At 69.5% G+C, this 12,677-nt stretch carries 8 protein-coding genes; all 8 read left to right on the forward strand.

The window, feature by feature from the left end:
• The first annotated feature begins 110 nt into the window (after positions 1 to 110).
• The 8 genes from hemW (at position 111) to NXI30_18850 (ending at position 12,504) form a co-directional block, all read left to right on the forward strand.
• Positions 111 to 1,346 (forward strand): radical SAM family heme chaperone HemW, encoded by a 1,236-nt coding sequence (gene hemW / locus NXI30_18815; protein ID MCR9096283.1) that lies wholly within the window; start codon positions 111 to 113, stop codon positions 1,344 to 1,346.
• Between the two features lie 99 nt (positions 1,347 to 1,445).
• Complete coding sequence (hrcA, locus tag NXI30_18820) at positions 1,446 to 2,573, forward strand: heat-inducible transcriptional repressor HrcA (protein ID MCR9096284.1); 1,128 nt, start codon at positions 1,446 to 1,448, stop codon at positions 2,571 to 2,573.
• A 133-nt stretch (positions 2,574 to 2,706) separates the two neighbouring features.
• Complete coding sequence (gene grpE, locus NXI30_18825; GenBank protein MCR9096285.1) at positions 2,707 to 3,459, forward strand: nucleotide exchange factor GrpE; 753 nt, start codon at positions 2,707 to 2,709, stop codon at positions 3,457 to 3,459.
• A 57-nt stretch (positions 3,460 to 3,516) separates the two neighbouring features.
• Complete coding sequence (gene dnaK / locus NXI30_18830) at positions 3,517 to 5,394, forward strand: molecular chaperone DnaK (protein MCR9096286.1); 1,878 nt, start codon at positions 3,517 to 3,519, stop codon at positions 5,392 to 5,394.
• Between the two features lie 199 nt (positions 5,395 to 5,593).
• Complete coding sequence (gene dnaJ, locus NXI30_18835) at positions 5,594 to 6,742, forward strand: molecular chaperone DnaJ (protein ID MCR9096287.1); 1,149 nt, start codon at positions 5,594 to 5,596, stop codon at positions 6,740 to 6,742.
• A 481-nt stretch (positions 6,743 to 7,223) separates the two neighbouring features.
• Positions 7,224 to 9,254 carry an ABC transporter substrate-binding protein gene (locus NXI30_18840; protein MCR9096288.1) on the forward strand — a complete coding sequence of 677 codons (2,031 nt, stop codon included), beginning with the start codon at positions 7,224 to 7,226 and terminating at the stop codon, positions 9,252 to 9,254.
• A 254-nt stretch (positions 9,255 to 9,508) separates the two neighbouring features.
• Positions 9,509 to 11,920 carry an endopeptidase La gene (lon, locus tag NXI30_18845; protein ID MCR9096289.1) on the forward strand — a complete coding sequence of 804 codons (2,412 nt, stop codon included), beginning with the start codon at positions 9,509 to 9,511 and terminating at the stop codon, positions 11,918 to 11,920.
• 17 nt (positions 11,921 to 11,937) lie between these two features.
• Complete coding sequence (locus NXI30_18850) at positions 11,938 to 12,504, forward strand: hypothetical protein (protein MCR9096290.1); 567 nt, start codon at positions 11,938 to 11,940, stop codon at positions 12,502 to 12,504.
• Positions 12,505 to 12,677 lie beyond the last annotated feature (173 nt).

The following is a 12,677-nucleotide window of genomic DNA, read 5'->3' on the forward strand; positions in this document are numbered from 1 at the left end:
GGGAAACGCTGGATTCGGAGGGAGTCGAGGCCAAAGCGCCGCGAGCGTACCGGAGGGGTCGCCTCGTCGCTCGCGATCGTCGTGTCCCGGTCAGCGCTAGCGTCCCGCGCATGACGGATCGCGGGCAGGCGAGGGCGGTCCCCGCGCCGGTGGGCGGGGACGACGGGGAGGTCGGGGTCTACCTGCACCTGCCCTGGTGCGAGCGGGTCTGCCCGTATTGCGACTTCGCCGTGCTGGCTGCGCGTCCGCTCGCGCCGGAGGTCGAGGACCGATACGTCGAACGATTGCGGGTCGAGCTGACGGCGCGTGCGCCGGCCTTCGTCGGACGTCCGCTCGCGAGCCTCTATTTCGGCGGGGGCACGCCGGCGCTCTTCCGGCCAGCCTCGATCCAGCGACTCGTCGAAGCCGTCCGCAGCACCTTCCCCGCCGCCGAGGCGCCGCCCGAGATCACCCTCGAGCTGAACCCGAGCACCGTCGAGCGCGAACGCCTGCCCGGCTTCCGCAACGCGGGCGTGAACCGGCTCTCGATCGGCGTGCAGAGCTTCGACGACCGACTCCTGAAGCGTCTGGGGCGGGCCCATCGCGCCGCCGTCGCCGAGGAGACCCTGGCCGCGGCCCGCGCCGCCGGCTTCGACGACCTCTCCGTCGACCTGATCTTCGCCGGGCCGGAACAGACGCCGGCCGATCTCGACCACGACCTCGACCGCGTGATCGCCTTCGCGCCCGAACACGTGTCGACCTACGAGCTGACCTTCGAGCCGGCGACGCCCTTCGGGCGGGCCGTCGCGGCCGGGCGGATGACGCCGCCGGACGAGGATCTCGCGGCAGGGATGATCGAGCAGGTCGAGGCGCGCCTCGAGGGCGCCGGCTACGCGCGCTACGAGATCTCGAGCTACGCGCGGCCGGGCCGGCGGGCCCGGCACAATGCCCGGTACTGGCAGCGGCAGGCGGTCCTCGGCCTCGGCATGGGCGCCCACTCGACCGAGGCCCGGAGCGAGGCACGGCCCCACGGCGCCCGCCGCGCGAATCCCCGCGAGCTCGCGCGCTGGGAGGAAGCGGTCGAGCGCGATCCGTCGGCAGCCGGCGAAGAGGAGACGCTCGATCCGGCGACGGCCCGGGGTGAAGCGGTCTTCCTCGGCCTCCGGCAGCTCGAGGGCCTGTCCGCCCGCGCCTTCGCCGAGGAGTTCGGGGCGCCGCCCCGCGCCTTCTTCGGCCCGGAGATCGAGCGGCTCATCGCGACGGAATGGCTCGTCGAAGGGCCCACGGGCGACCTTCGGCTCTCGCCGGCCGGGCGGCTGCTCGCCGACGACGTCGCCGAGGCGTTCGTGGTTGGGGAGGGCGCCTGACCCTGACGTCTGCGGGCGCCGGGGTTTGACGCCCCAGGAGCCCGGGGGTATTCCTTCGAGGGAGGGTCGGGCCGTCGCCCGATCCGGCGGAGTCCTCCTGTGTACCCCTCGCAGAAGCCGCGGATCCATGGCGCGCCCGAGCCGGTCGAGCTGACCGAGCGACAGGCGAGGGTGCTGCGCGCGCTGGTGGCGGCGTACGTCGGGCAGGCGGGGCCGGTCGCTTCGACGACGCTGTCCCACCTGATGCCGACGCCGCTCTCCCCCGCGAGCATCCGCAATACCCTCTCCGAGCTGCACGAGCGCGGCCTGATCGCCAAGGCGCACGCGTCGGCGGGTCGAGTGCCGACCGCGATGGGCCTGCGGGTCTTCGTCGACGAGCTGCTCGAGATCGGGTTCCTCGGTCCCCACCATCAACGCCTGCTCGATCGCGCCTTCGATTCCGTCGATCCCGGCGCAGCCCCGCGACAGGCTTCGCACCTCCTCTCCGAGCACACCCGCCAGCTCGGCTTCGTGCTCGCGCCGCGCGTCGAGCGCCTGCGACTCAAGACGATCCACCTGATCCCGGTCGCCACCGGTCGGATCCTGGCGGTCCTCGTGGCCGAGAACGGGAACGTGGTCGAGCGGGTGATCGAAGACGAAGGCCCGATCTCGGCGCGCGAGCTCGAGCAGGTCCGGGACCACCTGGCCGAGCGGATCGAGGGCCGGACGCTCCTCGGACTGCGTCGTCTGCTCGAGGCGGAGCGCGAGGGACTGCGCGGCGAAGCGGATGCGTTCCTGCGGCGGGCCTGGCACGTGGGGCTGGCGGCTTGCGACGGGCCCGAGGCGGATGGCGCCGACGACCTCGTGATCACGTCGCGACGCGCGCTGCTCGATCAACCCGAGTTCGCGGAGCCGGAGCGGATCCGCGGGCTCTTCGCGACCCTCGAGACGAACGAGCGGTTGCTCGCGCTGCTCGAGCAGATCGCCGAGGCGGATGCCGGCGAGCGGCGGGTGGGACTGGCGATGTCCCTGGGTACGGAGCTCGGCGAGCCCTCGCTCCGGGACTGCACGCTCGTCGCGGTGCCGTACGGCGGGGGGGCGGGGGCCGGCGCGGCGGATGCCGAGGCCGAGGGGGTTGCACCACTAGGGATGCTCGGTGTGATCGGGCCCCAGCGGATGGACTACAGCCGCGTGATCCCGCTGGTCGGGTACTTTTCCGATGCGGTGACGCGCAAGCTGCTTGCCTGAACCCCGCTCGTGAGTAGATGAGAGCGGTCGCGCGCGCTCGCGCGCCCGAGCTGGATCCGTCCCGATGTGACGGATGACGCTCAACCCGCTCCCCCGGGTGGTCGATCGACCCGGCGAAATGGACGATTCCGCGATGACTGACAAGCCCCACGACGACCTCGAGAACGACGACCAGGCGACCGGGCTGGACGCCGACGGCGAAGACGGTCCCAAGATCGCCGCCAGCGACGAGATGGAGGCGGCTCTCCAGGAGGCGATCGCGTCGAGCGAGAAGCGTGAGGCCGAGCAGAGGGCGGCGGCGGGCGGTGATTCCGGCGGTGGCGCCGCCTCCGCGGACAAGATGACGATCGAGATGCTCTCGCAGGAGCTCCAGGACCTGAAGGGCCTCCACGAGGAGAAGCTCGCCGAGATCGCCGAGAAGGAGGATGCACACCTCCGGCTCCAGGCCGAGTTCGAGAATTTCCGGCGCCGAGGCCTCAAGGAGAAGCAGGAGAGCTTCAAGTTCGGCCACCAGAATCTCGTCAAGGATCTTCTTTCGGCGGTCGATAATTTAGAACGCGCCCTCGAGCACGGGGCGCAGAACGCCGGGGCGGAAGTCAAGGGAATCCTCGACGGCGTCGAGCTGGTGTACCGGGAGATCCTCGGGACCCTCGCGAAGCACGCAGTCCAGGAGATCCAGGCAGAAGGAGCCGTCTTCGACCCGGCGGTGCACGAAGCGATGGGGCAGATCCCGAACGGAGCCGTCCCGCCGAACACCGTGCTGCAGGTGCTGCAGAAGGGGTACGTGATCCACGACCGGATGATTCGTCCGTCGCGCGTCATCGTCTCCCGCGAGCCGACCGCGGAGGAAGCGGCGGCGGCGGGCGGGACCCCGACCCAGGACTAGCCGGATGCCGCGACTCGCTCGCGTCTCCGGAGGGAACGCGAACGAGGGGCAGGGTTCATGAGCAAGGTCATCGGGATCGATCTCGGCACGACCAACAGCTGCGTGTCGGTGATGCTGGGTGATCAGGCGGAGGTCATCGCCAACGCCGAGGGCGCCCGCACGACCCCGTCGATGGTCGCGTTCACCGAGAGCGGTGAGAAGCTCGTCGGCCAAATCGCCAAGCGCCAGGCCGTCACGAACCCGGACCGCACGATCTACGCCGTCAAGCGCTTGATCGGCCGCAAGCTCGAGGCGGAAGAGGTCGCGTCCTTCGCCGCCATCGCCCCCTTCAAGATCGTCGGTGCCGAGAACGGCGACGCCTGGGTCGAGGTCGACGGCAAGGCCTGCTCGCCCCAGGAAATCGCCGCGATGGTCCTCACGCGGATGAAGGAGACCGCCTCCGAGTTCCTCGGCGAGCCGGTCGAGCAGGCGGTGATCACCGTCCCCGCCTACTTCAACGATGCCCAGCGCCAGGCGACCAAGGAAGCCGGCCGCATCGCGGGCCTCGAAGTCCTCCGCATCATCAACGAGCCCACCGCGGCGGCCCTGTCCTACGGCATCGATCAGGACCAGGACCAGAAGATCGCCGTCTTCGACCTCGGCGGCGGCACCTTCGACGTCTCGATCCTCGAGCTCGGCGACGGCGTATTCCAGGTCCTCTCGACGAACGGCGACACCTTCCTCGGCGGCGAGGACTTCGACAACGTCCTCGTCGACGCCCTCGCGGCGCGCTTCCAGGACGAGCACGGCGTCGATCTCCGCCAGGATCCGATGGCCCTCCAGCGCCTCAAGGAGGCCGCGGAGAAGGCCAAGCACGAGCTCTCGAGCACGAGCGAGACGGACATCAATCTCCCCTTCATCTGCGCCGACGACGACGGGCCTAAGCATCTCGTCCACTCGATGACGCGCGAGGAGCTCGAAGTCCTGGTCGCCGAAATGGTGGCCCGGCTGGAAGAGCCCTGCACGACGGCCCTCGAAGACGCCGGCCTCTCGGCCAGCGAGATCGACGAGGTCGTCCTGGTCGGGGGGATGACGCGCATGCCCCTGGTCCAGAAGAAGGTCGAGGAGATCTTCGGTCAGCCGCCCATGAAGGGCGTGAACCCGGACGAGGTCGTGTCGGCGGGGGCGGCGATCCAGGGCGGCGTGCTGACCGGTGAGGTCGACGAGGTGCTGCTGCTGGACGTGACGCCGCTGTCCCTCGGTGTCGAAACCCAGGGTGGCGTGTTCACGAAGATCCTCGAGAAGAACACGACGATCCCGACGACCAAGAGCCAGGTCTTCTCGACGACGGAAGATCACCAGGACGTGGTCCGCATCCACGTCCTGCAGGGCGAGCGCGAGATGGCCGAGGACAACATGACCCTCGGACGCTTCGAGCTCGTCGGCATTCCGCCGGCGCCGCGCGGCGTCCCGCAGATCGAGGTCACCTTCGCGATCGACACCGACGGTGTCGTCAGCGTGTCCGCCAAGGATCTCGGCACGGGCCGCAGCCAGAGTATCGAGGTCACGGCGTCTTCCGGACTCAGCGAGGAAGAGGTCGAGCGGCTCGTCCAAGAGGCCGAGGGGAATGCCGCCGCCGACCAGGCGCTCCGCTCGCTGATCGATCTTCGCAACAAGGCCGACGGCCTGATGTACTCCGCGACGAAGACCCTCGAGGAGTTCGCCGAGGACGTGGACGAGACGGACGCCTCCAGCCTCCGCGCCCAGATCGAGAAGACCCAGTCGCTCGTCTCCGCCGAGGATCCCGACGCCCTCGAGGCAGCCATCGAAGAGCTTTCCCGCCTCTCCTACGGCCTGACCGAGAAGCTCTACGCTGCCCTCGGCGGCATGGAAGACGAGCTCGAGGCGGACCCCGGCGTCGAGTCGCCGGAAGACGAGGGCGACGCCGAGGCCTAGGCTCCGGCCTGGATTTCGTCGGGATTCCGCGCGGGTCCGCGTCACGCGCGTCGCGAGGGACGAATCGCGCGACGGCCCCCCGTGCGGCTTGACACGGACGGATGCGTGACGAGCCTTCCCGGCTGGGATTTGTGATCCCCGCGGGACTCTCGTTCGTCGGGGAGCCCGACAGGCGTCGGCGGACGGAGAGGACAGGCACGTGAGCAAGCGGGATTACTACGAGGTACTCGGGGTCGACCGGGGCGCATCCGAGTCGGACCTCAAGAAGGCCTACCGCAAGCTCGCCATGGAGTGTCATCCGGATCGGAATCCCGATGACGTCGAAGCCGAGGAGCGCTTCAAGGAAGTCTCCGAGGCCTACGCCGTCCTCTCCGACGCGGAGAAGCGCGCACGCTACGACCAGTTCGGGCATGCCGGCGTCGGCGGTCCGGGCGGCGGTCATCCGGGCGCCGGGTTCGAGGACTTCGGCAATTTCGGCGACCTCTTCAACGATCTCTTCGGCGACATCTTCGGAGGCGGGGGAGGCCGCGGGGGCAGTCGGCGGGGTCGCGGGCAGCGCGGCGCCGACCTCCGGTACAACCTCGAGATCACCCTCGACGACGTGCTCGACGGCTGCGAGCCGAGCCTCAAGATCCCGAAGATGCGCAAGTGTGAGCCGTGCAGCGGCTCCGGCGCCGCGGAGGCCTCGAAGGCCGCACGCTGCGGTCGCTGCGAGGGCACCGGCCAGCTGATGTTCCAGCAGGGCTTCTTCCGCGTGAACCGGCCCTGCGATTCGTGCGGCGGGGCGGGGGAGGTCATCACGGATCCCTGCACGACCTGCCGGGGCTCCGGTCGGGTGGAAGGCCAGCAGACGATCCAGGTGAAGGTGCCGCCGGGCGTCGAGCACGGCGCCCGGCTGCGCGTGTCGGGCGAGGGCGAGGCGGGGGTCGCCGGCGGAGAGCCTGGGGACCTCTACGTCGTGATGGTCCTCCGCGATCACCCGCTCTTCGAGCGCGACGGCACCGACCTCCACATCGAGGTCCCCGTTCCCTTCGTGCAGGCCGCGCTCGGCGCCGAGGTCGAGGTCCCGACCCTCGACGGCAAGGTCTCGCTCCAGATTCCGGAAGGCACCCAGTCGGGACGCGTGCTCCGGCTGCGGAGCAAGGGGCTGCCGCCGCTCCAACCGCGGCTCGACCCCGAGCAGGTCAAGAAGATGCGCGGCGATCTCTACGTGCGCGTCTTCGTCGAAGTCCCCACGAAGCTGAATGCGCGCCAACGCGAGCTCCTCGAGGAGTTCGCCGAGCAGACCGGCACCGACGTGAGCCCGACCACCAAGGGGTTCATGGACAAGATCCGCGACTTTTTTTGAGGTTTGTTGCGATCTGGCGCCTTCGTGGCGTCGGGACTTCGGGCGACGCTGTTTAGAGGTCGGGCGCGATCTGGCGCCTTCGTGGTGTCGGGACTTCGGGCGACGTCTTCGTGATGCATCCCACGTCTTCCACACGACGTCGCGGAGCGTCGGCGATCGTCCCCGGCTGATGCGCGTCGAGTTCGCTCGTCGGTGGGTGTCGCCCACCGCGGCGTGAGCCCCCTCGACGAAACCCATCGCCTCTTCGAAACGTCGGATCAGGAGCCGGAGGTGCCCAGATCCGGGCTTCCGGACTAGAATCCGGCCGGCCGGCGTCTGCCGGAACGAGGGGGTGGCGATCTCGATGCGAGCGCGCGGTTTCGGTTTGGGGGGGCTTCTACTGGCGTTCGCGCTCGTGCTGTCGGGCTGCGCGGGCTTCGGGGGCTTCGGGGGCGGCGCCCAGCAGGTCCCTCCGGAACAGCGGGCGGCGTACGATGCCGCGATGGGCAATCTCCCCGCGGACGCCCGCGGCGCCGCCCGGGCGCTGGAAGACTTCGTTCAGCTCTACCCGCGGAGCCTCCTCGCGGACGACGCCCTCGAACAGCTCTCGCAGCTCGCCTTCGCCGCGGGTCGCCAGGAGGAGGGGCGACGCTGGCTCGGGCGGATCCTCTCGAACCACCCGCGCGGGGATCGCGCCGCCGCCGCGCGGCTGCGCCTCGCACAGCTCGAGTACGGGCGCGACAAGCGAACGGCGGCGCGTGCGCTGCTCGATCCGATCGATCTCGATCGACTCTCCCGACCGGAACAGCGCGCCGCGCTCCGTCTGCGGATCGCCCTGTCACGCACGCCCGTCGAGCGGCTCGAGGCGCTGACGGCGCTTCGTGGGCTGCTCGTGGCTGCGGGGCGCGAGGATCCCGATCCCGCGACGGCGGGCCGACTGCGCTCGCGGCTCGATGCGGTCGACGCCGAGCTCGAGCAGCTGACGCGCCGCGCGGCGACGCCGGAGCTCGAGGAGATGCTGCGCTCGCTTCGCGGTCGACCGCCGGCGGGGCTGATGAGCCTCGAGCTCTCGCGACGTGCCCTCGACGCAGGGCAGCTCGATCTGGCGGAGCGAAACCTCCGCAGGAGCGAGGATCTCGTGCGCGGGGAGTTCGAGCAGAGCGAGCTCCGCGTGCTGCAGGAGCGGCTCGTGCGGTTGAACGAGATGGCGCAGGCGGAGGCAGCGCTCCCGCCCCTGCGCGAGCTGGTCGGCCGGCCGCTTCCGCGGACCGAAGATGCGCGCGGGACGATCGGGGTCGTCCTGCCGCTTTCCGGCGACTTCGCCTGGTACGGGGAGGAGAGCCTGCGCGGGATCCTGCTCGCGGCGGATCTCTTCGCCGAAGACGAGGCCGACGTCCTTCCGGCGGGCGATCCCGACGCCTCGCTCGAAGGGGCGATCCGACCGCTTGCCGCACCGGTCCGGCGAAGCGAGATCCGTCTCGTGGTGCGGGATACCGAAGGCGATCCGGCGAAGGCCGCCGGAGCGGTCCGTGAGCTCGCGCGGGACCCCGGGCTGGTGGCGATCCTCGGACCGATCTTCTCGAAGGAGAGCCTCGCGGCCGCGGCCGCCGCCGAAGAGGTCGGCGTTCCGCTGGTCGCGTTGTCGACCCGCGAGGACCTGCCCCAGGAGCGTGCGAACGCCTTCCGGACCCGGACGACGCCCAAGGACGAGGTCGCGGTCCTCGTCGATCACGCCTTCGACGTGCTCGAAGCCAAGCGCTTCGCCGTGCTCTACCCGAAGACGCGCTACGGGCGCGGGATGCGCAAGCTCTACTGGGAAGCGGTCACGACCCGTGGCGGCAAGATGGTCGCCGCGTCGAGCTACGACCCCGAGGCGGTCGACTTCGCGGGCGCGATCCGCGACATGATCGGGTACCGCTTTCTCTCGAACGACGAACGCAAGGCGCTCGACGAGCGCTCGGACATCCTGCGCGCCTCGCGACGGCTCGAGCCCGAGGAGCAGGCGCTGCTCCGGAAGGCGGCCTACGAAGTGCTCGGACCGGAGGGCGATCCGCTCCCGCCGATCGTCGACTTCGACGTCCTCTTCGTGCCCGACGCGGCGGACAAGATCGCATTGATCGCCCCCGGTCTCGCCTTCCACGAGATCAACGACGTCGGTCTGCTCGGACCGTCCGACTGGCTCGACGACGAGCTCCTTCGGGTCGGTCGGCGCCACGTCGCCGGTGCGGTGATCAGCTCGCCCTTCCACGCCGAGAGCGATCTGCCCTTCGTCGTGGAATTCGTCGAGGGATATCGCAATACGTTCGCGGCGGAGCCGGACATGTATGCCGCAGAAGCGTTCGATGCGACCAATCTGGTCCTCGTTCAGCTGTCCGCCGGACGCGACGATCGGAAGGGGGTCCGCGCAGGACTGCTCGACACGCGCGCCTTTCCGGGTGCGAGCGGCGTGCTGACGATCCACCCCGACGGGAACGCGCGACGGCGTCCCTTCCTGTTGCGCGTCTCCGGCCGCCGCTTCCAACCGCTGGACTAGCGACCCGGTTCCAGCGGTTTTCCGCCTCCACTGCAGGCGCGCTGCACGTCCCTCGAAGTGACGGATCCGAACGCTCGACGCGCACGGTTCGACGATTCGCATTCCTACGCGAATTGCCGCTTTCCTGCCGGTTTTCGAGGGTTGCAAGTCGAAACGGGCAGCGGCTTCACTCCCCTCAAGTTACTCCTTGGCCGGCCGTTGTTGATCCTATGGATTGCAGGCCCCCGGCTGATGGACTCCCCGAGGAGCTCCCCGTGCTCGCGCTGCGCGAGTTCGTGGTGTTTCCGTACATGGTGCTCCCGCTCTTCGTGGCGCGCGAGCGATCGATCGCCGCGATCGAAGAGGCGATGGAAGGCGATCGACTCGTCCTCCTCGTCGCGCAGCGGAGCCCGGAGACGGTCGATCCCGATCCCGACGACCTCTACCAGGTCGGGACCGTCGCGATGGTCATGCGCAGCATGCGCATGCCCGACGGTCGCCTGAAGGTCCTCGTCCAGGGCCTCGGCAAGGCCCGCATCGACTCCGTCATCGAACACCGCGACAGCACCTGGGTCCGCGCGACCGGCATCGACGGCGACGCCGAAGGCGCCGACGACTGGACCGTCGAAGGCGAGGCGCTGACCCGCGCGGTCCGCACCCGCGTCGAAGAGCTGCTGCCGCTCAAGAACCTCCCGCCGGAGGTCCTCTCGATCACGACCAACGTCCAGAACCCCGGACGGCTGGCGGACCTCGTGGCCTCGAATCTCCGCCTGCGACTCGAAGAGGCGCAGGAGGTGCTCGAGATCGTCGACCCCCTGGCGCGGCTCCGGAAGGTGGACGCGCTCCTCAAGCGCGAGCTCGAGGTGTCGTCGCTCCAGGCCGACTATCAGTCCGGCACTGCGGTCGAGCCCCAGGACGAGTTCTCCCGCGACCACCGCGAAGCGTTCCTCCGCGAGCAGCTCCGAGCGATCCAGAACGAGCTCGGCGAGGTCGATCCCCGCGCCGAGGAGTTCGACGAGTATCGTCTCAAGGTCGAGGAGGCGAGCCTCCCCGACGAGACCCGCGAAGAGGCCGTGCGCCAGCTGCGCCGCCTCGAGCGGATGCACCCCGACGGCCCGGAAGCCCAGGTCGTCCGAAACTATCTCGACTGGGTCGTGGACCTGCCGTGGGACCGCTGTTCCCCCGACCAGCTCGACCTCGATCGCGCGCGTCAGGTCCTCGACACGGACCATGCCCATCTCTCGATCGTGAAGGACCGGATCCTCGAGTTCCTCGGCGTGCGCAAGCTGCGCGAGGACAGCCGGGGCCCGATCCTCTGTTTCGCCGGCCCGCCCGGCGTCGGCAAGACGAGCCTCGGTCGCTCGATCGCCCGCGCGATGGGACGCGAGTTCGTGCGCGTCTCTCTCGGCGGCGTTCGCGACGAGGCGGAGATTCGCGGCCATCGCCGGACCTACGTCGGCGCGATGCCCGGTCGCATCATCCAGGGACTCAAGACCGCCGGCACGACGAATCCGGTCATGATGCTCGACGAGCTCGACAAGCTCGGCGCCGACTTCCGGGGCGATCCGTCCGCGGCCCTGCTCGAGGTCCTCGATCCCGAGCAGAACAAGGACTTCAGCGACCACTTCCTGAACACGCCCTTCGATCTCTCGAAGGTCCTGTTCATCGCGACCGCGAACATGCTCGAGCCGATCCCGGCGCCGCTCCGCGATCGCATGGAGGTGATCCGACTCTCCGGCTACACGCCCGAGGAGAAGAGCGAGATCACGACCAACTTCCTCATCCCGCGCCAGATCCAGGAGCACGGCATGGAGGAAGACCAGCTCTCGTTCACGAAGAACGCGATCACGAGCCTCTCCGCCGACTACACCTGCGAGGCGGGCGTGCGGAACCTCGAACGCCAGGTCGCGGCGATCTGCCGCAAGGTCGCTCGGAAGCGCGCGGAGGGCGACGAGTCGAAGGCGACGATCAACACCAAGAGCCTCGACAAGCTGCTCGGGCCGCCGCCCTACAAGAGCGATCACGCCTCCGAGGAGGCCGAGGTCGGGCTCGTCAACGGCCTGGCCTGGACCGAAGCCGGGGGCGAGGTCCTCTCCCTCGAAGCGAATCTCTCCCGCGGTCGCGGGCTCCTGCTGACGGGCCAGCTCGGTGACGTCATGAAGGAGAGCGGTCAGACGGCGCTGTCCTACGTCCGCTCGATCCTGGCGGAGATCGGGGTCGACGAGCGCGAGTTCGGTCGCCAGCAGGTCCACGTACACGTACCCGCCGGCGCGACGCCGAAGGACGGGCCCTCCGCTGGCGTGGCCATCGCGACGGCGATCGCGTCCCTCGCGACGGGGGTCGAGGTCCGGGCCGACATCGCGATGACCGGGGAAGTCACGCTGCGCGGGCGGGTCTTGCCGGTCGGCGGTGTGCGAGAGAAAGCGCTGGCCGCGCTTCGCAACGGCATCACCACGATCGTCATCCCCGAGAGCAACGTCGCCGACCTGCGGGAGATTCCGAAGGAGCTGAAGAAGCGACTCGACTTCGTGCCCGTGAAGCACATGCGCGACGTGCTCGACCAGGTGCTGGTGGAGCCCCTCGACTGGCAGCCCCGAAAGCGCGTCTCCCGTGCCGCGAATGCGGGACCGGGCGCTTCGCTTCCGGTCCATGCGAGCGCTCCCGACGCGTCCTCGCGCCGGGACTGAAGCGCGGTCTGTCTCCCATGCTCGGCTGGGCGATCATCGCTGGCGTCGGGATCGCCGGGTTCGTCGTGCTGCGCTCCTGGCGAAAGGACCTGGCTCTCAAGAGCGGCGAGGTCATGGACGTGCGCAACGTCCTGCCGGACGGGCAGGGCGACTGTCTGGTCCGGGTCCTGAGCGAGCGTCTGTACCGCGTCGAGCTCCAGGTCGAAGGGACGCTCTCGTCGGACGAAGCCGCGTCGTTTCCGTGTCGACTCACGGTCTTCCGGTCGAGCGACGACGGCGGCGAAGCCGCCGTGTGGGACGGGACGCGTCCCCTCGTCGAGCTGCTGCCCCTCGCCGCGGGGACTTCGCGCGGACCTTCGGGGTCGCGCCGGGTATGGGGCAGCCTTCCTGTCCTCGAGTTTTCGAGTGATGCGCTCGCGCGGTTTCGTTTCGAGGTCGAGCTGACGGTCGTCGAAGTCGTCGACGGGCGAGAGATCGCGCGGCTCGACAAGGCGAATCTCGTGGTCAAGGAGAACGTCCGCGCGCTGCCGGCGCCGCGGAAGCTCGTCGAACGGGCGGTGTTCGCGAACCCGCATCCCGTCTAGCCCGTTCACGGATTGAGACGTGGACCGCCAAATGCACCCGGCACGCATCGTGCGATGTCGGTCTGCATGTCGTCTACGCCCTTCCTGCGCCGCCCACCTCACTGCCCCAACCCCGACTGTGATTTCCATGCAAATCCAGCCGGTTGGCGATTTCAGAAGAAGGGCTTCTACGA

The sequence above is a fragment of the bacterium genome (assembly GCA_024742285.1).
In the GTDB taxonomy this organism is placed as follows: Bacteria; Myxococcota_A; UBA9160; order UBA9160; family UBA4427; genus UBA4427.

Coding starts and splice junctions, on each gene's coding strand:
- grpE (MCR9096285.1), top strand. CDS start 2,707: ATGACTGACAAGCCCCACGACGACCTCGAGAACGACGACCAGGCGACC.
- hemW (MCR9096283.1), top strand. CDS start 111: ATGACGGATCGCGGGCAGGCGAGGGCGGTCCCCGCGCCGGTGGGCGGG.
- dnaK (MCR9096286.1), top strand. CDS start 3,517: ATGAGCAAGGTCATCGGGATCGATCTCGGCACGACCAACAGCTGCGTG.
- NXI30_18840 (MCR9096288.1), top strand. CDS start 7,224: ATGGGCAATCTCCCCGCGGACGCCCGCGGCGCCGCCCGGGCGCTGGAA.
- NXI30_18850 (MCR9096290.1), top strand. CDS start 11,938: ATGCTCGGCTGGGCGATCATCGCTGGCGTCGGGATCGCCGGGTTCGTC.